Origin of the sequence: Mesobacillus jeotgali (assembly GCF_002874535.1) — a bacterium.
GTDB classification, from domain to species: domain Bacteria; phylum Bacillota; class Bacilli; order Bacillales; family Cytobacillaceae; genus Mesobacillus; species Mesobacillus jeotgali.
The window spans coordinates 115,545-139,688 of sequence record NZ_CP025025.1 but is presented as its reverse complement, the minus strand read 5'-3'; the positions used below and the strand labels follow the sequence as shown (position 1 = coordinate 139,688).

Sequence of the window (24,144 nt, the reverse complement as noted above, 5' to 3'; positions counted from 1 at the left end):
GGAACTTCTGTTTTAGTTTGGCATTTCTATTGATGTTTTCTTTTAAAGATAGGCTCTGTCAAACCTGATTGTTAATTTTCGTCCCAGGCGCGTCGCTTTCCATAACAACCACAGGGTTTTAAAAATCACCCTTGAGCTTTAACAGAGTCTATAAGAAAGAGCCTAATCTTTTAAACCCAGCAGTGTTTTACGATATTCTCTTGGCGTAACATTGCACATCTTTTTAAATACTTTGCTGAAATAATTGGGTTCGTGATAGCCAACTTCAATTGTAATTTCCTTGATACTCTTCTCTGGATCTCCTAACATTTTCTTTGCTTTTTCAATACGGCACTCGGTTAAAAAGTCAATATAGTTAATCCCTAGTTTTTCTTTAAACATTTTACTGATATAAATGGGGCTGAGACCTACTTTATTACTAAGTGTTTCTAGCGAAATATTCTGTTGGGAATTTTCCATGATATATTGTTTAATCCGATAAATTGTATCCGCTTCCAAACTAATGTAATGTCTATCATAAGAATCTTTTATATCCATCAAAAGATTGGCCGTTTCTGAACGTAATTGACGGTAATTTGGCGATTGATAATGGTAAATTGGCGTTGCTATTTCAATCCCCAAATCGCTTACAATCGACCAGATTGACCATAGTGCTTCTAATACGAATTGCTGTGCTTGCTGGACTTCTATGCCTTCCATTTCGTATGCTTGGATCAGATGACTAATGTTCGATTTAATTTGGTCCCACTGCCCAAGACGGACCTGGTCGGAAAGATCTTTTTTTAAATACTTTGCCTGTTGCCAACTGCCTGTTTCATTCAAAACAGGTATGTCTTGATAAAACCGATATTTCACCGGTAGTGCCTTATTGCTCGAAGCAATGATTGCCTCCTGATAAGATTGACGGATTTTCTCTAATGAGTTGCAATCATTACCGATCCCAATGAACCATCCAGCTTTCTGCTCCTTGTTTACTTCTAATAAAATATCTCTTGCTAGAGAAATTGCTTGTGATCGATAAGATTGGCCGTTTCTGAAGATAACGATCGGCAGCTGCCCATCATAAAGAGCACCCATCCATCCACTTCTCGTTTTCCTGACTTTTTCTTTAATCCTTGAGTAAAGATGTTCCATTCCATCTGGTACTATCACATTCATGACGAATACCTGACCTGTTGATTGAATATCAAGCATCTCCATTAACATATTTAAGTGAACTTCATGCACATGATCAAATAGCAGCTGCGTTACAACATCTGTTTCAACGAGAGGTAATGTCCTTTGAAGCAGTTCTCGCTGCAAGCTGCTTTCTGCTTGTAACTCCCTCTCGTTTTCTATTTCTTTCAATACCTTTCCAACCGTTGCTCTAATTTCACTCACCTTACTGGGCTTTAAGATATAATCTTTTGCTCCAAGCTTTAAGGCTGACTGGACATAATTGAACGTATCAAATGCTGTTACCATGATGAATTTAATATGAGGAAAATCAGCAAGAATCTGCTCTACGGCTTCCAGGCCGTTCATGCCAGGCATTTGGATGTCCATTAACACCAAATCCGGCTTGAAGCTTGCTGCTAATTCTACCGCTCTATTCCCATTATTGGCTTGTTCAACAATCAGGTCCGGGAATGCTCTATTTAAAATCGCTTCCATCCCTTCCCGTTCTATTTGTTCGTCATCCACAATTAAAAGTTTAATCATGTATCTCGCCTCTTTGTTTCGGAATTTGTAATAGAACGGCCGTGCCGCTGCCCAATGAGCTTTCAATATGAATGACGTCATCCCTCTCATAAAAAAGGCGCAGACGTTTTACAACATTACTGAAACCAATTCCTGTTGAATGTCCTGCTGTTTGCACTTGACGTTCCATTAAAATTTGCGTGATGACCTCCTCAGACATGCCTATTCCGTCATCTTCAATTTGAACTAGCACATATTCAGTCAAGTCCTTCACCTGAATTGCGATGATCCCCCCGTTAATATTGGGCTCTATTGCATGGATTACAGCATTTTCAATAATCGGCTGCAGGGTAAGTGCAGGAATAGCAACATCTAAGCATGAGTCATCAATATCCAATTTCAGTTGAAGTCTATCCGTAAACCGTGCCTGTTGAATCTGCATATATTGATTGACAACAATCAATTCATCTCTTAATGTTACGGACCGGTCAATTTGCTTTAAGTTGTACCGTAAAAGGTCTGCGACGCTGACGAGCAAATCACTAATTTCTTCTGACCCTTCCAGATACGCTTTTTTCGATAGCGTATTTAGTGTATTAAACAAGAAATGCGGATTCATTTGGCTTTGCAGACTGCGGAAATGACTTTCCTGCAGTAAAATTTTATTCTGCTGCAGCTCGTGTTCCAGCTTTGCTTTTTCCTTTATTTGCTGAATTAAATTAATTATGTTCGTACGCATATGATCAAATGTTTTAGCAAGAAAGGCAATTTCATCATTCGATTTGACTGATATTTCATTATCGAATTTCCCTTTCGCCAATTCACTTGCAGCCTTTGTCAATTGTTGGACTGGCCTTGTGATGCTTAAGGAAAACCAATATGTAGCCAATAAAAGCAATAAGGATGTTAATAAAATCATCCATATGGCCAGTTTCACTAATTCAATCGACTGCTCCATAATGCCACGATAGAATGGCTCATGTGTTTTGAGTTCCATATCGATTAAGGTGAGCGTCATATCGGAAATATAGTTGCCAATACGTGCAGTTTCTGCAAGGTCTTTTACCGCTGCCTCGGAATCTCGTTCAAGTCCCATTAATCTGTCTGTTGTTTCAATTAAACTGCCCATTAAATGAATGTAATTTGTCAGGGTAAAATCATTTACTTCATTTCTCACCTTAAATACTTCATATCTAGCAGATTCCAGAACCTTTTTGCTGCTCTCTAATTTCTGAAAGTTTTCTGGTGTCGATTGGTTCATATAGTTATTCAAGTCTGTAATTACTTGATTACTGGACCTCGACACATCACTTAAGATTAAGTATCGGTTTAAGATGTCATTATATTTCACTTGTGTTTTATAGTTGTAGAATGTCAGAGCAATCCAAATGATGGACATAATGACAATGACTATAGTTGTGAATGTTAATATTTTTCTTCTGATACTATTCATTTCTGTTGTCCTTCAATATGCGTATCTTTGTGAAGTAACCATTAATATCAAGCGGTACCGTTTCCCCGTTCAGCCATTTAACAAGTTGTTGTACACTGACTTCACCCATTGTTTCTGGATCTTGCTCGACGACTCCGTCAATTTTGCCTTCTTCAAAAAGAGGTAATGATTCTGGTCCATCATCAAAGGTATATATGAAATAAGGTTCAACCTGGGAACGCTTTCCTATTTCCTGTACCATAGGACCAATCATATTTGCGTTTACAGCGATAAATGCATCCACATCCGGCATTTGATTTAACTGGTCTCTCATCGTGGTGATGACTTGATCTTTTGACTCTGCTGTTTCCGCATATTGTACCTTAATATTTGGATACACTTTCAAAGTGGCATAGATGCCCTTTAATCTCTCATTCTGGTAATACTCTTTCTGCTCGTCAGAAAGGAGCACAACATTCCCTTCAGTTCCCATTTCATTCAACAACTGCCGTGCAATTAAACCTCCAGCACGAAATTGATCAGAACCAACGTATGTCCTTCTTAAGCTTTCCTTCATTGGCACATCATTTGCTACTGTGATGATCGGAATTCCATTAAACGCAGCCTTTACTTTTGTGAGTTCTTTGAACTCGTCTGTATCTAGTCCTTGTATGATGATTCCATCCACTTTTGAATGGATCGCCAGTTCTAACTTTTTTAAAAATTGTTCTGAATTATTGCTATAGCTTCCCCAAATTTCAAGGCTGGCTCCTTCTTTCACTGCCTGTCTCGATGCTCCCATGCCAACCTTATTCCAAAACGTAGTGTCCATGTCCCTTGTGATGAGAACTAAGCGATAGCGTGAGTCTGTTTGTTTTTTTGCTTTAGGTAAAGCTATGTCATTACTAAAGACAATGTTGGCTGATACGAAAATAAGATAACAAAGGGAGACAAATACAAGGCCCAATATGGTATACATATACTTTTTCATATCCGCTTTCTCCCCTTTTTCTTTAACCGTCTAGATGTTATTTAACTTGATTCTATCAGCCTGACTATTATACTGCATTATAAATAAAAGTAATTATGCAAGAAAAGCGCAAGCGCCTTGGTCAGCTCCGACAAGCGCTGGAGCTGGACAATTCTCGATGTGAATTTTATACATTCTTATATGTCAAAAAAGGCTTCCCCAATTGTCTTGGTGAAAGCCCGCTAACAGAGGCAGTTAGTTTCCTTTTCTTCTTGTCATAACATCGAAGATTACAGCTAAGGCTAAAACGCCACCTTTAATCATATATTGATATGAAATCCCTACACCAAGCAAGTTCATCCCGCTCGTTAAGGATGCCATTACGATCGCTCCGATGATAGCCCCTGTTACTTTACCTACCCCGCCTGCCGCAGATACACCGCCAACGTATGCGGCCGCGATGGCATCAAGTTCGAATAGTGTACCAGCAGTTGTAGTTGCTGATTGAAGGCGAGAAGTAAATAGAATACCTGATAAGGCTGATAGCAAACCCATTGAACCGAATACAATGAACGTTATCTTGTTCACGTTAATCCCGCTTAAATGTGCAGCTTCTGGATTACTGCCGACTGCATAAATATGTCTCCCCATTACTGTCTTCGTTGTCAAGAAATGATATACAAGCACAACTAATAGGATGATCATCACTGTCCAGGAGAAACCATTATAGCCAGCTAAGATCCAAGTGATTGCAGCGATGATAGCCGAAACGAACACAAGCTGTAAAATGAAAATCTGCTTTGAAACTACTTCAAAATTATACTTGATTTTGTTTCGACGGTTGGATATTGCACTAAGATTGTAAAATAATATTCCAAGTACACCAATTAATAAAGAAAGTAAGTGCAGTCCGCTGATTTGCATAATAGATGGAATGTATCCATTTCCAATTGCATTAAAAGCATCATTTTGAACGATGATTGTTCCAGACTTTTCTGTTACCTGCAGAATCGCACCGCGATAAATCAACCAGCCTGCCAGTGTTGCCACAAAGGCAGGAATTCCCACTTTTGCAACAAGAAAGCCCGTAAACAAACCGGCAATCGTACCAAGTATCAAAATGACAGGGATCACAATATAAACAGGTAAACCGTGCTGCATTAAAAGAATTGCCGCAATCGCTCCAAGGAAACCTGCTAAAAACCCGATCGATAAGTCAATATGCCGAATGACGATGACCAGCATAACACCGACAGCCAGAACCGCAATATAGCCTGCAGAATCTAGTAAGTTACTAATATTGCGAGAAGAAATAAATAAGCCATTCGTTAAAATTGTAAAGATGAGAAAGATGACAAATAAGGCAATGTACATCCCGTAATCACGAATATTCTTACTGATTAACGTTTTCACGTCATTTATTAAAGTCATTGGTTTAGCCTCCTATTGTGTTGCAAGTTGCATAATTTTTTCCTGGTCGGCTTTTTCTATTGGCAATTCGCCTTTGATTTCTCCTTCGGCCATGACATAAACTCTGTCACTCATTCCCAATACTTCACCAAGCTCAGAAGAAATCATGATAATACTCATTCCCTCTTCGATCAGCTTGTTCATCACCGTATAAATTTCAAATTTTGCGCCCACGTCAATACCTCGGGTAGGCTCATCTAATATTAGGAGTTTAGGGCCAACAAACAGCCACTTGCCTAGCGAAACTTTTTGCTGGTTACCACCACTTAATTTGCCAACAAGCTGTTCTAAAGAAGCGGCTTTGATGTGTAATGAAGTTTTGTAGCCATCTGCTACTTTAATCTCTTCATTGTCATTGATGACTCCGTTGGCAGAAATTCCTTGTAAGTTTGCGGCAGAAATGTTGCTTTTAATATCTTGCAGTAAAAACAACCCATCCCCCTTACGATCCTCAGTAACATACGCAATCCCAGCTTTAATTGCCTCACTAGTATGTTTCAATGCTTTTGGCATTCCATCCAACAGTAAGTCGCCTTGCAGCTTATAAGCTTTCGCGTTACCAAAGATACTAAGGGCAAGTTCCGTTCGGCCAGAGCCCATTAAGCCTGCCAAACCAATAATTTCACCTTTTTTAACATATAAATTTGCATTCTTCACTACATGTCTGCCAAGCTTTTGGTCGTACGCAGACCAATTCTTTAACTCAAGTACCTTTTCTTCATATGATTTCTTCGCGCGTTTCGGATAAATATCCTGAATTTCGCGTCCAACCATATTTTTTATAATCGTATTTTCTGTTATCTCACCTTCAGAAGCATCCAGGGTTCTGATCGTTTGCCCATCGCGAATAACAGTTGCACTATCTGCTATCGAAATAACTTCCTTCAATTTATGAGAAATCATAATGCAGGTAATCCCTTGTTTTCTGAGATCATCAAGCAAGTTTAATAAATTTTCACTGTCGTCTTCATTTAATGCTGCTGTCGGTTCATCGAGAATGAGAAGCTTTACGTCTTTACTTAACGCTTTGGCAATTTCAATCAACTGACGTTTCCCTACTCCCAAATCTTTAACAAGTGTCTCGGGGTTAATGTCGAGGTTAACTTTTTCAAGCAATTTTTTAGCTTCAACAATCGTCTCATTCCAGTCAATCAAAGCCCCTTGCTTGATTTCATTGCCAGCAAATATATTCTCGTAAACTGTGAGATCAGGAAACAGAGCTAGCTCCTGGTAAATGATAACGATACCTGCATGTACACTATCGTTAATTTTATTAAATTGCTGTACCTTACCTTCGTAAACAATATCCCCATCATAAGTCCCGTAAGGATAAACCCCGCTAAGCACTTTCATCAGAGTGGACTTCCCAGCCCCATTTTCTCCAACTAAACAGTGTATTTCACCCTTCTTCACTTTGAAATTGACATTGTCGAGCGCCTTGACTCCTGTAAATTCCTTTGAAATCTGCTTCATCTCCAGAATATATTCGCTCATCCTCATTCCCTCCAACCAAAACAGCTATAATAACTGCGTGATCGTAATCTAATTGAATACGATCACGCAATTTAAATTTTTACAGTCCTTTAAACTCACTAGCCTCATAGTATTCTGAATCAATTAGTTCTTTCTTAACATTCTCTTCGTCTACGACAATAACGTCTGTTTGTTTCGCTTTCACATCGACTTTTCCATTGTTGTAAGAACCAGTTGTAGCTGGTTTTTTGTCATCAAGGATGTCGATTGCCATATCAATTGCGTCTGCAACCAGTGTTCTGACATCTTTAAAGACCGTCATAGATTGCTTGCCATCAATGATGTATTGAATTGAAGCTTTCTCAGCATCTTGACCAGTTACTACGAAACTAGAAATGTCAGAGTCTGTTCCGAAAACATCTGCAATAGAACGGGCAGTTCCATCGTTTGGAGCTAAAACCGCTACATCACCTTTTAAATCCGTACCTGCTGCTGTTAAGTGTGTTTGCGCTTTATTTTTCGCTTCGTTAGGATCCCAGTTAGTAGTTACCTGGCCCAGGATTTTACCTAACTCATCACGAGTAAGCTCTTGCTTATCTTTTAATGCCTCTGCTTCTGTTGAGTTAGCGATTACAAAAGTACCATCTGCAATCTTCGGCTGAAGAACTTTCCATGCACCTTCAAAGAATAAGAATGCGTTGTTATCAGAAGAAGCTCCTGCATAAAGGTACAACGGTACGTTTGAACCTTCTACACTGTCTATTAAGTATTGACCTTGAGCAGCACCTACTGCCAGACTATCAAACGTTACATAATAATCGATTGCATCTGTTTCTGTAATTAAACGGTCATAAGCTATTACCGTTACTCCTTCTTTTTTCGCTGCTTCTACCGCAGAACCAGCTGCTGCACCATCATGAGGAGCAATAATTAATACTTCAATGCCTTTATTAAGCAAAGTTTCTACGTTTTCTTTTTCCTTTGCAGAAGAACCCTGGCTGAATAAAATTTCGGTCGTGTAATCAGAATCAGCTAATGCATCCTTAAAGCGCTGCTCATCTTGCACCCATCTCGGCTCATCCTTCGTTGGAAGAACAATTCCTACACTCACTTTACTGCTTCCGCCAGTAGTCCCGCTGCATGCTGCCAGCATCCCAGTCAACACTGTCATTACGATTAAAACAGAAAATAATTTCCAAACTTTTTTCACTAATATTTCCCCCTTTAAAGATGTAATTAATTTGCTACAATTCCATCATATAGCGGTCTATTCACTTTGAAAGCGTTAACATATAGTAATCTTTTATCATCTTCTGCACTTTTTTATCTTTTCTGAAAAAAAGTGCACAGCAGTTTATTTAGTTTCTTAAATGATTTTTTATAAGCTGATAAAGGAAGTTGGTAATTCCACAAAAAAAAGACGGAACCAGTTTCACCTGATTCCGTCAATAATGTCCTACTGATTGATTTATTTTTCCGTTCCATCAGGATTCTGTGCTGCAAATTGATCAAGCAATTCACGCACTTCATCCGTTGACTTTGTGTTCATCAATTGATTTCTTAAACTACTCGCCCCATGGAATCCTTTGACATAGATTTTGAAAAAGCGATGAAGAGCCGTGAACGGCCGCAGCTCTAGATGCGAATATTTATCATGGAGATCCATATGCAAACTTAAAAGGTCAAGCAATTCCTCACTGCTATGCTCTTTCTTCTCCATTTCAAAGGCAAATGGGTTGTGGAAAATGCCGCGTCCAATCATAACCCCATCAACACCATATTGTTCAACCAACTTCAATCCAGTCTGACGGTCAGGAATATCCCCATTGATTGTCAAAAGGGTATCCGGTGCCACCTCGTCACGGAGCTTTTTAATCTCCGGAATCAGCTCCCAATGCGCAGGCACTTTGCTCATTTCCTCCCGTGTTCGCAGATGGATGGAAAGATTCGCAATGTCTTGTTCCAGAATGTGTTTCAGCCAGGTCTTCCATTCGTCTACTTCAGTGAAACCAAGCCTCGTCTTGACACTTACAGGCAATCCGCCTGCCTTTGCAGCCTGGATTAGTTCAGCTGCCACATCCGGACGGCGGATCAGGCCGCTTCCCTTCCCATTCTGCGTCACATTAGGGACAGGACAGCCCATATTGATATCAAGACCCTTAAAGCCCATTTCCGCCATACCAATACTCATCTGCCGGAAATATTCAGGCTTGTCCCCCCAGATATGAGCGACAATTGGCTGTTCATCCTCTGTAAAAGTCAAACGCCCACGCACACTCTGGATCCCCTCTGGGTGACAATAACTATCACTGTTTGTAAACTCGGTAAAAAACACATCCGGTCTTGCTGCTTCACTCACTACATGGCGAAAAACAACATCCGTCACTTCTTCCATTGGTGCCAATATAAAAAATGGTCGTGGTAAATCACGCCAAAAATTCTCTTTCATATTTTGCTTCAAATCCTCTCATCATGGGATATCAGGCCAATCCCTGATCCCAAAATTAAAAAGCAGAATGTCCCTGCTCCATTTACACTTATACCATGCTTTAGCACTTTTTATCAAACTAATGGAAATGGTAATTTTAACTTCATAATCTCTATACATCACATAACATTCCACTTGGCTAGGTAAAATACTATTTTGTTGGAAACTGCTATTGGGAAAACGAAGACTTAACAGCAAAAAGACCCGGAACGAAATCAGGGTCTAAAGTTCATCGTTGGGGTTTATCGTACTGTTGTTATTCTTTTCCACTAAGCTCTAAAGTATTTAAACCCTCGGATGCTTCTGGTGCTTCAAAAAATTTAGTAACATGAATAAACACCGCTTCCGTATCAAAAGCTGCTCTTTCTGGCTGTTCGTTACGCCTTTGTGCAATTTGACTTAAACATTGCTCGTTATTTAGATTAAGGAAAATTAGTTGATGGTTTGCATTGACCTCTGACGCCATATCCAAAAACCACTTTCGCAGTTTTTGAGTGTTAGCTGGAAAATCCATCACTACATCTGTACCCACACTTAATATGTTTTGGACATGCTTTTTCACCAACGGCTTGAGCTGCGCTGAGAATTTTAAATAATCCTCAAATGATGCGATCTGATTGGGATAAAGAGATGCAAGCCATTCATCCTCAGACAACAGTACCGCATGTTTATCTATCGCCAATTGTTTTGATCTAGTTGATTTTCCTGCACCCATTTTTCCACAGAAAAAGTATAGCGTCCCCGATTGTTTCATGTTTTCTAACCCCCCGGGCTTATTCCAGCGATTGTTTCGGCCCCCTTTGGAAAGGGGAGAATATTTCACCTTAAGTTATACGTAGTTCTCTTTATTTTTGTCTAATTTTATATTCGCTTCATAATGTTCTTCATTAAGTCTCACTACTTCGAGTTCTTTTATATTCTCATTCAATTTCAATGCTAAACTTTCAATTCCAAAGAATTCTGTGAAAGTATGACTCCCAATGATAAGATTGATTCCTTTAAACTGAGCATATTGAATCGTATACAAATTGCATTCACCTGTAATGTAGACATCACACTTATTCTCAACTGCTTCTTTAAGGCAAGCTGTTGGTGCTCCATTACCACATACTAAGCCCACTCGCTTTACCTTATTGTCATTAAAACGCCAGTATTTAACTGGCTCTTCAAGCAGATTCTCCATATTTTTTACTAATTCATTGAATTCGATTTCATCATCATACTCTGCGACTCTGCCAAAATGTAACCCTTCCCATTCGTGGGTTCTTTTAACAATCTCTAAATTCAATTTTGTTAATAAACTATCATTGGTTCCAAAGTTACAGTCATCAAGTGGTAAGTGATTATAGTAGTGGCTTATACCATATTCCCTTAGTTTTTCTATGCATGCCTCTCTTAATCCATATATTTCATCCCATGCATCATGGTGTGTCACCATCATATCAACGCCATGAATTCTTGCTTCCTCTATCGTTTCAAGTGTTAGGTTAACACAGTATCCCACTTTCTTAACCTTCTTATCTGCCTGGTATGTAATCCCGGATTCACTTGAAAAGATTTTCTTATTTGAAATAGTAAATAGATCATTAATTCCTTCTACAATATGTATGAAATCCATTTACTTACCTCCTTATTTTCACCATGACAATAACATCAATAGAATATTTGGAATGTTTTTCTTTACTTACGGCCGACCACTGCTGAATTCAACAGCAATAGTCATAAGGATGCAGCGGAGGGCAAGCCGGGAATAGCCACTTCGCATTATAAGAAGGAGCCTTCCAATGCCATGCACCTAACGCAGCTGCACAGGCATCGATTGAATGGCTTTCCACTTCCATTTCAATAGGTAATTGTGTAAGTCCCTGCTCCGTAAGCCATTTTCGAATAAAACTTCTAGCTGATTGTTCTTGTTTGTAAGCCAAAACATATTCAATATTTTGTTGGGACAGTCTCGATCCAATTATGGCCCCTGGATGGACTTCTACCAAAGAAATTGGATACGCGGCATTTAAATTCTCAATCTCTCTACTAAGCTTTATACCTCTTAATGTTAAATACACCATTCTGTTTAAGGTGGGCGGCATGATTGACCCAGATCTCATCCCTAAATTCACAATAAACTTTCTTAATTCCCGGTCACTTTCTCTATCTCCTCCACCGTCTTGATAGGACAATGGTGCATCAATTCCGATTACTACCTCATCTAATTGACTTTGTTCGAAAACCTCTTTCAGGATATCCTGGTCACTTAAATTATTTGCCCACTTAACCAATTGCAGGTGATTTCCCTCTTGTTTAAAAATAGTGAGAACGGTATCCTTATGATTTTTTGGACCTGATAAATCAATTCCGATTACTCTCATATAAAACCCTCGCTTACGTAATTACAGGCTGTAAAACAAATTCGCGATTTAGCTTAATGAACCTTCTGCAATTTTATCAGCCGTATGACCTCATGATCGTTCCCAGTATCGATAGGGACGAGCTTTGTTTTTTCGATGATTTCATTATAAAAATCTTCCCCAGCAGGGTATTTACCATCCCAACGCAGAGGGACATTGTACACATTGATCGTGCCGTCTCCATTACCACTATAAGTCACGGAGCCATCCACCAAACGAGAACCTGCCAACTGGATGACATCCTCCGGATAACTAGCGCTTGTTTCATCGTCAGGATTCAGTTTTTCTCCAGCTGGAATGTGATGGACATTCAATTCATCGATTTCCTGGTTGGGTCCTAGTTGCAGCCAAACTCGAGCGTACTCAATTTGATTACTTGTATATTTAGATAATGCTTCCTCGTCCGCCTGATGTTCACTGTTTTCGAAATCCTGGATCAGGACGACTTTGAATTCACCATCAAAGGACACCCAACTGACTGAATCCACGCGACTCTTATTTTTAACTTCAGGCAATTCATCCATGATCTGTTTCGCCATATCGAACATCACTTCAGTTTCTTCATAACTCTTCGTATGTCCATCCTGAAGTTTTTCGTTGATTTCCTGACTATACTCTTCCGTATTTGGCAGCAATTTAACTGTATAGTTCGTCATTCCTGAGTCACTTTTCCATACGTCCGTTTCATAATGCGTCCCATCAATTTTATAGTGCTCATTCAGGTACTCGTCAATATTCATATTCTCTGAGACTTGTTCATCTGAAGCACCTTCTGTTTCAGACAGTTGCGCTTTCTCTCCATTGTCATCATCTAAGTCAGAATCAACAGTTTGATTTTCTTCCTCGTTTGCTGGTGGCATATCATTCTTCACTTCAGTCTGTGAGCAGCCTGCAGTCATGACAAGCAAAACCATCATTAAAACAATAAAAGGGATGCCCTTCATAATTAACCCTCCTTTATGTACGGTTTTTAAATAGTGTTGACCTTCAAATATTTGTTAACCATCCACTAGAATACTCCTAAAAGTTCTTCAAAATTTTTAATTTTCATATCATATTGACTTACTTGGCCAAATCCATATTCAGCATAAATAAAGGGAATCTTAGCAAATCGGGCTGCTTCTAAATCACCTTGTGTGTCACCCACATAAACTGGTTTTGATAAGCTATTTCTCTCAATAACTAAGTTAATATTTTCACCTTTTGACAGACCCGTTCTACCTGGATTTTCAAAGTCTATAAAATACTTGTCAAGTCTATGAGACTTATAAAAAGCTTCTATGTAGCCATCTTGGCAGTTACTGACAATATAGAGTTTGTACTTTTGAGAAAGCTCCTTCAGGACATACTCTACATTGGGAAAAAGAACCCCACCGTTTATTGCTATAATAGATTGTTCTATTTCACAACAGTCATTTATTAACTTTTCCCGTCCTGTATTAGCTAAGTCGGGAAAGAGTTTCCTGCTTATATCATTCATCTGTAAACCCATCGTACCTTCAAAGTCTTTCCGGGTTAATTCACTATTTATTAGATTGCTTTTTCTAATAACGCTGTTCCAAGCACTAAGTACTGTGTCTATTGGGTCCCAGATGGTTCCATCTAAATCAAAAATTATACTATCCAATTATTTCACTCCCATCTAAAACTAATTTTGCAACTTACTTTCTCTTCTTTTGCTATAGCTCCTCTATTATTCATCTAATTTTATTTTTTGAAACAGATTCTCTAGAATGGCATCATGAAGCTTATCTATTCAGTGTACATATTTCTCACCAAGCCATATGGTATGTTTATTATCCATTTAATTTAGCCCTTTCCTTCAAGCGCTTCTCAAGACCATACCAATATATCACACCAAAAGATGGAAATAAATTAAACTACTAAAAGAGTCTTATCCGCCAAGGGATAAGACTCTCCTATTTATGATATTACAATTTTTGCAACAGCTTCACAGTGGGTAGAGTGTATGTGGCAACACATGAGGTGCTTGTTAAGTTTAGAGCATTAATCTGTTGTATAGTGTCGGCTACTACTGACGAATATCAATCCACCAACGATTCTTTGCATTCATATTTTCAATATTACCAAATCCACTGTAATGGAAAGCATCAAGGAAGATTGAATCCAATTTATCCTCATCAACAAAATAACCTAAATTAATCTTCTTTGTTTCACCTGGTTGGATAATGCCAATATTGTAAAAGCCTTTACCGCTTCCGTGAGGTTCTAAATAATCAACTTCGCCAGTCATAATACTATCTTCGGCGATTCCATCTTCTCCAGCATAGTTCCATGCATTATTATTAAATTGAAGTACTTGTAACGACGGGTGCATATAGATTTCTTCGGTTGCCTGCTTACTAGTATTTTTCACTGTTGCTGTCAGGTAGACAAATTTCAGATTAATTAGTTGTGAATCTACTAATTCGTCAACAGAATCTTTGCCATTTCCAACTTTATATACATCCCGTTTGTAGGGCAACAATTTCTTTTTTTCGTCTATAGCCTTATTTTCACTTAGAATTTCTAGTCCCGATTGATTAAAATTTTCTTGTTCAAAATCTTTGATTTTATCAAAGACTTCAACATTTTCTATAACAAATTCGAGTTTAGCTTCAGTCCCAGTAACACCTTGCTCCATGGTTACTGGAACCGTTTTACCGACCTTAAATAATTGTTTGCTGTCTTTTTTCAAAGGAATGACTCTTGATTCTGTTGGTTTATCCGCTTTGTTTAAATGGCCTCCATTATAATCTAGTGTATAGGATGCATTTTTCTCTGATGTTCGCTCAAGTGAAATGTTCTCCATGACTTTCATCATTTGCTCATCATTCACATCGGCTCCAATATAACTTTCTAACATAATTCCCTCTTCCTTGAATAAGAGAAAGACCTGTCTATCAAACATTATATTTTTGTTTCCGGTATCTTTCCTAACAACCACTGCTTTCCTGCCATTGAACTCTTTTTCTTCGTAGCTGTTTGAGTACAGAGTTTGAAAATCAGAATTCTTCTCTAATCTCCATAGAATGAATGAAAACCCACCATTTGCATAGTTATCTTTAAAGGAATATTTCATAGCCAGACTATCGTTTGCTTCCATATTTTCTGGTAAATAGCCGACTCTCATCTTATACCAACTATCTCTCTTATTGAAAATCTTATTTGCCACTGAAATATTCAATTCAAAATTCTGCTTTTGGACAATCATATCATAGGCTTTTACTGCACCGAAAGCGGTCGTAGGTATGCCTATGAATAAGCAAGCCGCGACGATTAAAATACGATTCCTTTTACGCTTGACCTGCTGTTTTCTTGCATTTGAATCCAATGAAAAGTTCGATATAATCGTATTAAGCTTATCAGTCGGAACATTAATCATGTCAATGTCTTCCTTAAACGATGGAATTTTGTCTGTCATCACTGTAAACCCCCTTCATTTTCTCCTTAAGTTTATTTAACCCGCGCCGGATATTTGTTTTCACCGTTCCTTCTGGACATTTAAGCATCGCTGCGATCTGTTTAACCGTATAATCTTGATAAAACCTTAAAAGCAGGACCGTTTTATATTTTTCTTCAATTTCTTCCATAGCTTTAAGAAGATCTATTTGTTCATCAGACTTAAAAGATGAGGTATCACTAGTGTTCTCTAATACTGCTTGATTGATTGGAATTGCTCTTTTTTTCTTTCTTAATAAATCTATCGCTGAATTAATCAAAATACGCGTCATCCACGTGGAGAAATATTCGTCATTTTTTAATTTTGCCAGCGATTCAAAAGCTTTATAAATCGTTTCTTGAAACACTTCTAATGCATCATCTTCATTTCGCATATAAACGTATGCCATCTTGTACAATTTTTCCTTCTCAAAATGAATTAATGTCTGAAATGCATTTATATCCCCTTTTTTCGCTTTGGATATTAAGTTCAACTTAGTCTCCAATGTGGCACCTCCTTTTTTCGTTTTCGAATATTAGATAAAACAGGCACAAAAAACGATTCAAATAATATTAAAATTTTTAGAATCTGGATATGAGTTGAAGATTAAATAAACGCCTCGTCTTTATAAAAATTACAATAATTTCTCATTTCATGACTAAATACTATTAATCCTCTTCTAAATGAAAAAGTAAATATAAAGTTTGACACAAAAATAGCCCCGTTTTTCAACAGGGACTAATAGTGTTCCTTATTTTTTTAAAACAAGCTGTGCCACACACTCCACATGCGTCGTCTGCGGAAACATATCAACAGGCTGCACTTCAACTGTCTTATACCCGCCATCTTCCAGAATTCGCAGGTCCCTGGCCAATGTAGCAGGGTTACACGACACGTACACAACCTTCTTTGGTTTCATATCAATAATAGTCTGCAGCAGTGCCTCGTCACAGCCTTTTCGCGGCGGGTCGACAACTAGCACATCGGCGCTGTTTCCTTCTTCGTACCATGCCGGTATGACTGTTTCGGCTTCGCCTACTGCGAATTCGGCGTTGGTGATGCCGTTCAGTTCAGCGTTACGTTTTGCGTCTTCGATGGCTTCTGGGACGATTTCGACACCGAATACCTTCTTTGCTTTTTGCGCTAAAAATAACGAGATTGTGCCGATGCCGCAATAGGCGTCAATCACGGACTCTTCACCAGTAAGTTCAGCATACTCAAGCGCTTTATCGTAGAGCACCTTTGTCTGTTCGGGATTTACCTGATAAAACGAACGTGCTGAGATCGCGAATTTGATGTCACCGATATAGTCGTAGATGACTTCGCTTCCCCAAAGGACCTCGGTTTTATCTCCCATGATTACATTCGTTTTCTTCGAGTTCACGTTATGGACGATTGACTTTACCTTAGGCAGTCTCGCGACGATTTCCTCGACCAGTTTGTTCCGCTGCGGGATATCATTCGTTCTCGTAACGGTGACGACCATCAACTCTCCAGTTTGCCTGCCGAAACGGGCCATGATGTGACGCAACACACCCTTATGGGATTCCTCGTTATACGGCTGAATTCCAAGTTCACCGGCGATTTCTTTGACCGCTTGTACAGCTTCGTTGATCTCATGAAGATGCAGCAGGCTCTCGTCTGTATCAACAATTTCATGGCTCCGAGGTTTGAAAAATCCAGCAATCAGCTTCCCGTCCTTCTCGCCAACCGGCACCTGTGCTTTGTTCCGGTAATGCCACGGGTTGTCCATTCCCATAATCGGGTGTACCACAATGTCCTCGAGCTTACCGATCCGTGTCAGCACCTGCCTCACTTGGTTTTCCTTATACTTCAGCTGACCCTCATAGCTGATATGCTGAAGCTGGCAGCCGCCATATTTATGGGCATCTTCAGCCGGACACTCAACACGGGAGGTACTCCTTTCAAGAATCTCCATCAGGCGTCCAAAGCCGTACCCTTTGTTCACCTTGGTTACTTTAATTTTTGCTTTTTCGCCAGGAAGTCCGCCCTGTACAAAAATCGGATAGCCGTCAACCTTGGCTACACCAGCTCCGTCGTGCGTCAAATCCTCAAATACTACATCTATAAAATCGTTCTTTTTAACCGGGATTGTTTTATTCATCATTTCAAGTCCTTTGCTGTGAATTAGCTAAGTCAGATTTTATCATATTGAATCAGGTATTGCGAAACGCATCAACCTGTCTTTTCAAAATACTGAAGCAAAACGACCAAGCCGTTTTGCTCCCATTTTTAAAAATATTACCATCCCTGTGGTCCATACCCTCCAGACCAAGGGCCAGACTGATATCCATATCCGCCAATGCCTGGTGTACCCTGGTATCCATAACTCCCATAACCTGGAGCACCCTGATAACCATAAGTCGGTCCTCCCTGGAAGCCATAACCTGGTCCTCCTTGAAAGCCATAACTTCCATATCCCGGACCTCCTGGATAACCGTATCCTCCAATACCAGTTGCTCCTGGGTATCCATATCCAGCTCCATTCAGCAATTGTCCTCCCAAATATCCTATTCCAGCCCCTAATAAACCAGCAGCCAGAGTTCCCGCAGCGCCAGTTTCGTACGATCTGGGATCATGCAAATAAGGCATATTATGTGGATGCATATACATGTAAATTGTCCCCTCTCTACAAATGTGTTGTTATGTCCCTCTAACACACTATGTAAAAATGGGCAAATGGTTTGGGTGGTCTGCCTATGCTTAATAAGATTGGGCAGTGATTTACTGTTTCTTTAGGAAAACCACCTCTCTTATTTTAAAATACGAATAAGATAGTAAAAAAAGATGGAGATGAAAAATGGACGAACTTGAAATTAAAGTTAAAGAATTAGAGATGAAGATAGCGGAATTGGAAAGCATGCAGGAAAATTTTCAGGAATCAATCCTGATCCAGCTCGACAATAGCGATGTTCGAACCCTAATCGATTTGATGGTGGACGAAAAAGGTTATGTGACCACTCCAGACAAGGAACAAAGATTAAGCAAAAGCCAGGTACTATTGATCAAGTAGAATGTCGGAACGGGCATCAGCACAATCTCTATAATCATTGCTTTATTTGAATTTCTAATGCCAAGAAAGCGGAGGAAAAATCCATCCGCTTTCTTGTCATTATTTTTACTGTACAGTAAATTCCTTCGACACTTCGTACTTCTTCCCGTCTTTAGGGGTCATCCAGACGGTTAAAATATAATCACCTTTTTCAAGATTGAGCTCATGAAGGTCAATATCATAGGTCAATGACTCCCCCTGTTTCACCGTCTCCTCCCCCAATGCCTGTAAAAAGGACGCGACGCTTGAGAATAGAAAAACCTCTTTGCCATCCTTCGTTTTTACCGAGTAATCGTATCTTTGCGAACTCGTAAATTCCAAAGTCACTTCTTCCTCCGTCTGATTCTTTACCTCATATTGAAAAATTAACGGTCTCTCCTCTGTCAAACTTGCAGCCATCTCTCCCGCCACGATTCCGGCACCTCCTCCATTTTTCCCATCATCCTGATTATCATTTGTAACCTTATTTCCCGTTCCGCATCCTGTGACCAGCAACCCAAGCAGCAATACCATCAACAATTTTTTCATTACCCGACCCTCCTGTTTAAAAAACTCTTCATCTATTTGTCAGGAGAACACCACAAAAGGTTACATAAATAGATAAACTAAATCGCCCATTCTCAAACAAAAGGGGAAGTGCCTGTTGCACCTCCCTCTTCATTTATGCCCTTTTATACTTCTTATCAAAATATTGCTGCAGTCCGCTGCTTGTCATTGAAAAAGCAAAAATAGTCAAACCGATAGCAAGGGTTCCGGTGATTGGCAGCCATGGGTGCGACCAGATATGTTGAGTGATATCCACAAAGTAGGTTGGCCACACATTGGAAGTGTTCAATGTCTTATACCCTCCACTAAGCTGGGAAACGAATTCGACACTTAGGAAGATTTCGATGATTCCTAGCTGACCGATGAGAAACAGCGTTCTCGCCATATCCGAGAAAAACTGGACGATGAAAGAGGGTCGGAGCGGCGGCCAGTAATAATTTTTCAGCATTGTCAGCGGCGACGAACCCGACACAATCCCCGCTTCCACATAAGGTCTTTTTGATATTTCCACCATTCCCTGATAAAAAATATCCGCTACCCTCCCCACTTCAATCAATGCCAGTACAATCAAGATCCAAAGATATCGATTATCTGAAAAAAGGATGAAAGGAGTTCCAAGAATCAAAATGACAAAGAAAATCGGAGGCATGAATGAAAACAACCGATTCCAAACAACTAATATACGATGGAAAAAGCGAGAATAAAAACTTGCCATCGCCAGCGGAACCGCAATGATATAACGGATAATGACGATTGCAAGAATGGTTAACAGCGTCTCTTTCGTCCCCAGCAGCAACCTGCTTAATAAATCGACGCCATTATGATCCGAGCCGATTGGAAAACCTTCCGACGGTGCAAACGGAGGAAGCTCAAAGCCTCCATCTTCCTTTTGCCTCATGACCGTATCTTTTAAAGAAGTATCCACGAACGGAAGATAAGGTGCAATAAAAGCAATGACAACTAGAAAAGACAATATGATCAAGCCAAATATCAACGATTTATTCATGATTCATCTCCTGTGAAACCGGGGTGACAAGGCTTTTGAAAATCTGTGTAAAGAGATTTGAAACCAAAATGATTGAGGCAAAAAAGACCGTATAACCGAATGCTGAAATACCGTCCACCATGATCTCCAGGCCAATCCTGAAGCCCGTTCCCCTTAATACCGCGTCAAACAGGCCATCCGCCGCTCCCTGGAAATCCATCAATTTTTCAACGATAAAAAGATTCGATAATACATAGAGTGTGATAGTATTCGCATGCGCTAGTATTCTAGGAAATGCATTTTTCAAAATATGTAGAAACAATATTTTAATGCTTGGAGTTCCTTTTGATTTCGCAGTCCGAATATAATCATTTCCTGCCTGCTCCTGTAGGCTCACATTGGTAATATTCGCAAGATAGAAAACAGGATAAATCATCAAAAATAAAATCCCAACCACATAGGTTTCAAGCTTTTCACTTCCATATAGCGTTACATGGAAGAACAGGCCTTTTTCATATAAATACATCAGGCCGATCTGAATGATGATGATGAAAAAGAGATCCGGCATCGAGATGAACAGCCACGTCGTCCCATTGCCAAGAAAGTTCAGCTTCTTTTTCTGCATCCTAAAATCAAAGATTCCTTTCAAGACACCTAATATATATGCCAAAATCAAGGTCGGAACAATCAAAAGCAAGCTCTTCCAAGCCTTGCCCGCAATCCTATCCGCATACGACTGGCCCGGTACAAACTCCCCAAGGTCAGGGTTTTCCTTTATGTAAGCCAAGAAACCGGTGATATTTTTAATATGCGTGTCCAATTCATAATCGTAGCTTGCGGATTTGAACTGTCCGCCCTGCCCTGTCTCAAAATTCGTCTTAGCCGGCAAAAACAATATTCCAATAAACAAAAATACGCAGATGATCCATAAAACAAACTGCTCGATTGCCTTTTTAAAATAAACCATGAAGCCTCCTGGTGGACTGTATTTTATTGAGATGCGCAACAACTAAACTCTGATATTATAAAAAGCCGCCTGAAAGCAGCTCAAATACACACTACTTGTTCACTATTAATCTCCCAAACCCTCATAGTGCAGCCCTTCATCAGGCAACTCTGCATTTGGTACACCAACGCTTACCTGCTTGATTCCTTGATCGGTGACAGAATAACCGTAAATCCAGCCCTGTTCATTCTCGAATCTTACTTCCATATGATATGGATTATAATTTCGGCTCGTACGATAGCTGATACTGAATTCTTCTTCCGGATACTTTTGTTCCAGGTATTCAGTCAGCTGCTCGGTTTTAACACCAAGATGATAGTTAATCCAAAGAGGGCGAATTGCAAAAAACGCCAGCTCCATGACTATGACTATCACAATCATTTTTAAAGCGAAATTCCGCTTCTTTTTGGGCAAAAAGTAAGTAACCCCCAAAAGCATCAACACTAAAGCCAAGGCTGACAATATCTCAATAACCGTAATAGGATGCATCAAATCACCAGCTTTCTTTTGGCACTAGTTATATTTTACCATTTTTAACTTTTCTGAAAAGTATTATTTTAATTTTGATATTGGTAGAGTTAAAGCTTTCGAGCATATATCCTTTCTTTATGTCTATGTGCCCCGTTTCTGCTCTTCCCCGCCTAACCGGGAACTTTTCATTTCTTTATGTGCCCCGTTTCTGCTCTTCCTCAACTAACCGGGAACTTTTCACTTCTTTATGTGCCCCGTTTCTGCTCTTCCCCGCCTGACCGGGAACTTTTCACTTCTTTATGTGCCCCGTTTCTGCTCTTCCCCGCCTGACCGGGAACTTTTTACTTCTTTATGTGCTCCGTTTCTGCTCTTCCTCAACTAACAGGGAACTTTTCACTTCTTTATGTGCCCCGTTTCTGCTCTTCCTTGCCTGACCGGGCACATATCGCTTTTTATATGACTGTACCTTGATCAGAAACTAGTGCAACAATAAACAAGCAAATTCTCTATGATCATCCAAAAAAAGACGAAGCCCGCAGGCTCCGTCCTAATGTACTTTTTTCTTAGCTCTATACAAAAATGCTTTTATCATAAAATAGCTAACCTCATCAGGCAGCAGTTCTTTTATTGGTTTTAACCTGTCGCGGCCGGCTTCTTTAACGGCTCGCTCGAGGTCTTCAATATGCTCGGCTGGAATCACCAAGTCATAATCGACCTCCATTCCTTGCTGGATGCACTGGATCAGGTGATTTTCGACCGTGCTTTCCACCAGTTCGCGCTTTGCGGCGATTTCAGCAACTGTCTTTCCCGTCTGATGCAGCTTGTACGTTTCGAGATGGGAATCCCCGACTGCTTTTTTCGGCTGCTTCCTAGCCGGCTCCGCAACGGCATTCATCACCGGCTGGCGATCCGGATGCTCTTCACAGAACTCGATAATCCGCTGAATGAATGGCGATCCGTAATTCTGCAGCTTGTGTTCTCCCACTCCAGCCACATTGAGGAACTCTGCATCTGTCAGCGGAAGCTTCAGGCACATATCCTTCAATGAGGAATCGGAGAAGATCATAAATGGCGGCACCTTTTCCGTAGCGGCAACTTCCCTCCGCAATTCACGCAACTCTTCAAATAATGGATCATCATTGGAAACCTGCTTGATCTGCACTGCTTCCTTCCTGAAAACCTGCGTTTTTCCAAGCAGGACATCCTTCCCTTTTTCCGGCACATAAATCGTCGGGTAGGTCCCATGCTCGACGCCAATCAGCTCCTGGGAAATCAGGAATTCGATCAGGTCATTGACCTGCTTGGCATTCCGATCCTTCATTAGTCCGTATGTCGGCAATTTATCAAGGCGAAACTCGAGGATTTTTTTATTCCTTGAGCCGGTCAATACATTGGCTGTCATCGCCTTGCCGTATTTCTGGCCCATCCGGATGATGCATGACAGCACCATTTGTGCATCCTTCGTGACATCCTCTGTCTCACGAGAGTCCGTACAATTGCCGCAGCGTCCGCATTGTACAGTCTCTGTTTCGCCAAAATAGTAAAGGATATAGGATTGCAGGCACTCCTCGGTATGGCAGTACCCGACCATCTGCTGCAATTTTTCCAGCTCAGGTCCAATCCGCTCCCGATCAGCTGACTGGTCGATCAAAAAGCGCTGCACCTGGACATCCTGCGACGAATAAAGCACGATACATTCACTGTCCAAGCCGTCACGCCCGGCACGGCCTGCCTCCTGATAGTAACTCTCCATGTTCTTCGGCATCTGGAAGTGGAGGACGTAACGAATGTTACTTTTATCGATTCCCATTCCGAAAGCTGAAGTTGCAACCATCACAGTAGCTTCATCCTGTAAAAAGCGCTCCTGTTCGCGGTTCCGGTCTTCATCGTTCATGCCTGCGTGATAGCGGGCGGCATTGAAGCCTTCCTTCTGCAGCCATTCATATAGCTGGTCGACGATTTTCCTGGTCGCCGCATAAATGATGCCAGCTTCCTTTTCATTTCTTTTAATAAACTCTTTTAAATATGCCTGGCGGTCCTGGCCTTTGACAACTGAAAAACTTAAGTTGCTGCGCTCAAACCCTGTAATCACCGTATTCTCAGGGTTTATTTTTAACGACGCGCAAATATCTTCCCTTACCTTCGGGGTCGCAGTTGCCGTCAGGGCGAGCACAATCGGCTTTCTCGGCAGGCGGTGAGCAAGTCCGGAAATCTGCAGATAGCTAGGCCGGAAATCATGTCCCCATTGGGAAATACAGTGGGCTTCATCGACAGCGATTAGAGGGATATCCATGTCCTGCAGGTCATCGATGAACTCCCAGGATCCTAGCCGCTCAGGAGCGATGTATAAGAGCTTGTACTTTCCATTCCTGGCATCATCCATACGCGCCGCAGCTTCACTGGCAGTCAGTGAGCTATTGATGTACGTTGCCGGAATGCCAAGCTGGGTGAGCGTATCGACCTGGTCCTTCATCAGGGAGATCAGCGGAGAAATGACAATGGTTGTCCCAGGCAGCACGAGCGCCGGGATTTGATAGACAATCGACTTACCGCCTCCAGTCGGCATGACACAGACGGTATTTTCCCCTTCAAGCACAGATGAAATTGCCTGTTCTTGCCCCAGTCTGAACGAAGAATATCCAAAATGACTTTGCAATAATTCTTGGGCTTTTTGCAGCATAGCGAGGTGGCTCCTTTCAGCGA

Annotated in this window: 21 protein-coding genes and 1 pseudogene; 1 reads left to right on the top strand and 21 read right to left on the bottom strand. The window is 40.5% G+C overall.

Translation table 11 applies throughout. The features are described from left to right. Positions 1–162: 162 nt before the first annotated feature. From CD004_RS00625 to CD004_RS00550, 16 genes and pseudogenes are all read right to left on the bottom strand, one after another. Complete coding sequence (locus CD004_RS00625; RefSeq protein WP_102260987.1) at positions 163–1,701, bottom strand: response regulator; 1,539 nt, start codon at positions 1,699–1,701, stop codon at positions 163–165. Further along, on the bottom strand, positions 1,694–3,133 hold the full coding sequence (locus CD004_RS00620) for a sensor histidine kinase (RefSeq protein ID WP_102260986.1): 1,440 nt from the start codon (positions 3,131–3,133) through the stop codon (positions 1,694–1,696). Before CD004_RS00620 ends, CD004_RS00625 begins: the two co-directional genes overlap by 8 nt. After that, complete coding sequence (locus tag CD004_RS00615) at positions 3,126–4,103, bottom strand: sugar ABC transporter substrate-binding protein (RefSeq protein WP_102260985.1); 978 nt, start codon at positions 4,101–4,103, stop codon at positions 3,126–3,128. The genes CD004_RS00620 and CD004_RS00615 overlap by 8 nt, the downstream gene beginning before the upstream one ends. Before the next feature lie 234 nt (positions 4,104–4,337). Further along, positions 4,338–5,513 (bottom strand): sugar ABC transporter permease, encoded by a 1,176-nt coding sequence (locus CD004_RS00610; RefSeq protein WP_102260984.1) that lies wholly within the window; start codon positions 5,511–5,513, stop codon positions 4,338–4,340. A gap of 12 nt (positions 5,514–5,525) precedes the next feature. Beyond that, complete coding sequence (locus tag CD004_RS00605; RefSeq protein ID WP_102260983.1) at positions 5,526–7,046, bottom strand: ATP-binding cassette domain-containing protein; 1,521 nt, start codon at positions 7,044–7,046, stop codon at positions 5,526–5,528. A gap of 79 nt (positions 7,047–7,125) precedes the next feature. Continuing rightward, entirely contained in the window at positions 7,126–8,235 is a 1,110-nt protein-coding gene (locus CD004_RS00600; protein ID WP_102260982.1) for a sugar ABC transporter substrate-binding protein, read from the bottom strand. A gap of 258 nt (positions 8,236–8,493) precedes the next feature. Beyond that, positions 8,494–9,474 carry a tRNA dihydrouridine synthase gene (locus tag CD004_RS00595; protein ID WP_102260981.1) on the bottom strand — a complete coding sequence of 327 codons (981 nt, stop codon included), beginning with the start codon at positions 9,472–9,474 and terminating at the stop codon, positions 8,494–8,496. A 295-nt stretch (positions 9,475–9,769) separates the two neighbouring features. Continuing rightward, positions 9,770–10,267 (bottom strand): P-loop nucleotide/nucleoside kinase family protein, encoded by a 498-nt coding sequence (locus CD004_RS00590; protein ID WP_102260980.1) that lies wholly within the window; start codon positions 10,265–10,267, stop codon positions 9,770–9,772. Positions 10,268–10,342: 75 nt separating this feature from the next. Then, on the bottom strand, positions 10,343–11,131 hold the full coding sequence (locus CD004_RS00585; protein ID WP_102260979.1) for a Nif3-like dinuclear metal center hexameric protein: 789 nt from the start codon (positions 11,129–11,131) through the stop codon (positions 10,343–10,345). A gap of 88 nt (positions 11,132–11,219) precedes the next feature. Then, positions 11,220–11,879, bottom strand: a complete 660-nt coding sequence (locus CD004_RS00580; RefSeq protein ID WP_102260978.1) for a DUF429 domain-containing protein — start codon at positions 11,877–11,879, stop codon at positions 11,220–11,222. A gap of 53 nt (positions 11,880–11,932) precedes the next feature. Continuing rightward, positions 11,933–12,316: pseudogene (locus CD004_RS00575) on the bottom strand (hypothetical protein); the annotation flags it as partial. A 611-nt stretch (positions 12,317–12,927) separates the two neighbouring features. Beyond that, on the bottom strand, positions 12,928–13,545 hold the full coding sequence (locus CD004_RS00570; RefSeq protein ID WP_102260977.1) for an HAD family hydrolase: 618 nt from the start codon (positions 13,543–13,545) through the stop codon (positions 12,928–12,930). 405 nt (positions 13,546–13,950) lie between these two features. Then, positions 13,951–15,342, bottom strand: a complete 1,392-nt coding sequence (locus CD004_RS00565; protein ID WP_102260976.1) for a DUF4367 domain-containing protein — start codon at positions 15,340–15,342, stop codon at positions 13,951–13,953. Continuing rightward, positions 15,317–15,865, bottom strand: coding sequence for a sigma-70 family RNA polymerase sigma factor (locus CD004_RS00560; RefSeq protein ID WP_102260975.1), 549 nt, complete (start codon positions 15,863–15,865; stop codon positions 15,317–15,319). The genes CD004_RS00565 and CD004_RS00560 overlap by 26 nt, the downstream gene beginning before the upstream one ends. Before the next feature lie 246 nt (positions 15,866–16,111). After that, entirely contained in the window at positions 16,112–17,485 is a 1,374-nt protein-coding gene (rlmD, locus tag CD004_RS00555) for a 23S rRNA (uracil(1939)-C(5))-methyltransferase RlmD (RefSeq protein ID WP_102260974.1), read from the bottom strand. Positions 17,486–17,622: 137 nt separating this feature from the next. After that, a complete protein-coding gene (locus CD004_RS00550) occupies positions 17,623–17,994 on the bottom strand; it encodes a hypothetical protein (protein ID WP_324782425.1) in 372 nt (123 codons plus the stop codon). 187 nt (positions 17,995–18,181) lie between these two features. On the opposite strand from CD004_RS00550, the gene CD004_RS00545 reads away from it, so the two are divergent. After that, positions 18,182–18,394, top strand: coding sequence for a hypothetical protein (locus CD004_RS00545; protein WP_102260973.1), 213 nt, complete (start codon positions 18,182–18,184; stop codon positions 18,392–18,394). Between the two features lie 105 nt (positions 18,395–18,499). On the opposite strand, the gene CD004_RS00540 is transcribed toward CD004_RS00545, so the two are convergent. The 5 genes from CD004_RS00540 to recQ all read right to left on the bottom strand — a co-directional run bounded on the left by CD004_RS00540 (position 18,500) and on the right by recQ (position 24,121). Continuing rightward, the gene (locus tag CD004_RS00540) at positions 18,500–18,961 is read right to left on the bottom strand and encodes a BsuPI-related putative proteinase inhibitor (RefSeq protein ID WP_102260972.1); all 462 of its coding nucleotides are present in this window, start codon (positions 18,959–18,961) and stop codon (positions 18,500–18,502) included. Between the two features lie 133 nt (positions 18,962–19,094). Then, on the bottom strand, positions 19,095–19,985 hold the full coding sequence (locus CD004_RS00535; RefSeq protein ID WP_102260971.1) for an ABC transporter permease subunit: 891 nt from the start codon (positions 19,983–19,985) through the stop codon (positions 19,095–19,097). After that, a complete protein-coding gene (locus CD004_RS00530) occupies positions 19,978–20,931 on the bottom strand; it encodes an ABC transporter permease subunit (RefSeq protein WP_102260970.1) in 954 nt (317 codons plus the stop codon). Before CD004_RS00530 ends, CD004_RS00535 begins: the two co-directional genes overlap by 8 nt. Before the next feature lie 105 nt (positions 20,932–21,036). Next, on the bottom strand, positions 21,037–21,459 hold the full coding sequence (locus CD004_RS00525) for a DUF3139 domain-containing protein (protein ID WP_102260969.1): 423 nt from the start codon (positions 21,457–21,459) through the stop codon (positions 21,037–21,039). A 529-nt stretch (positions 21,460–21,988) separates the two neighbouring features. Further along, a complete protein-coding gene (recQ, locus tag CD004_RS00520; RefSeq protein ID WP_102260968.1) occupies positions 21,989–24,121 on the bottom strand; it encodes a DNA helicase RecQ in 2,133 nt (710 codons plus the stop codon). Between the last annotated feature and the right edge of the window lie 23 nt (positions 24,122–24,144).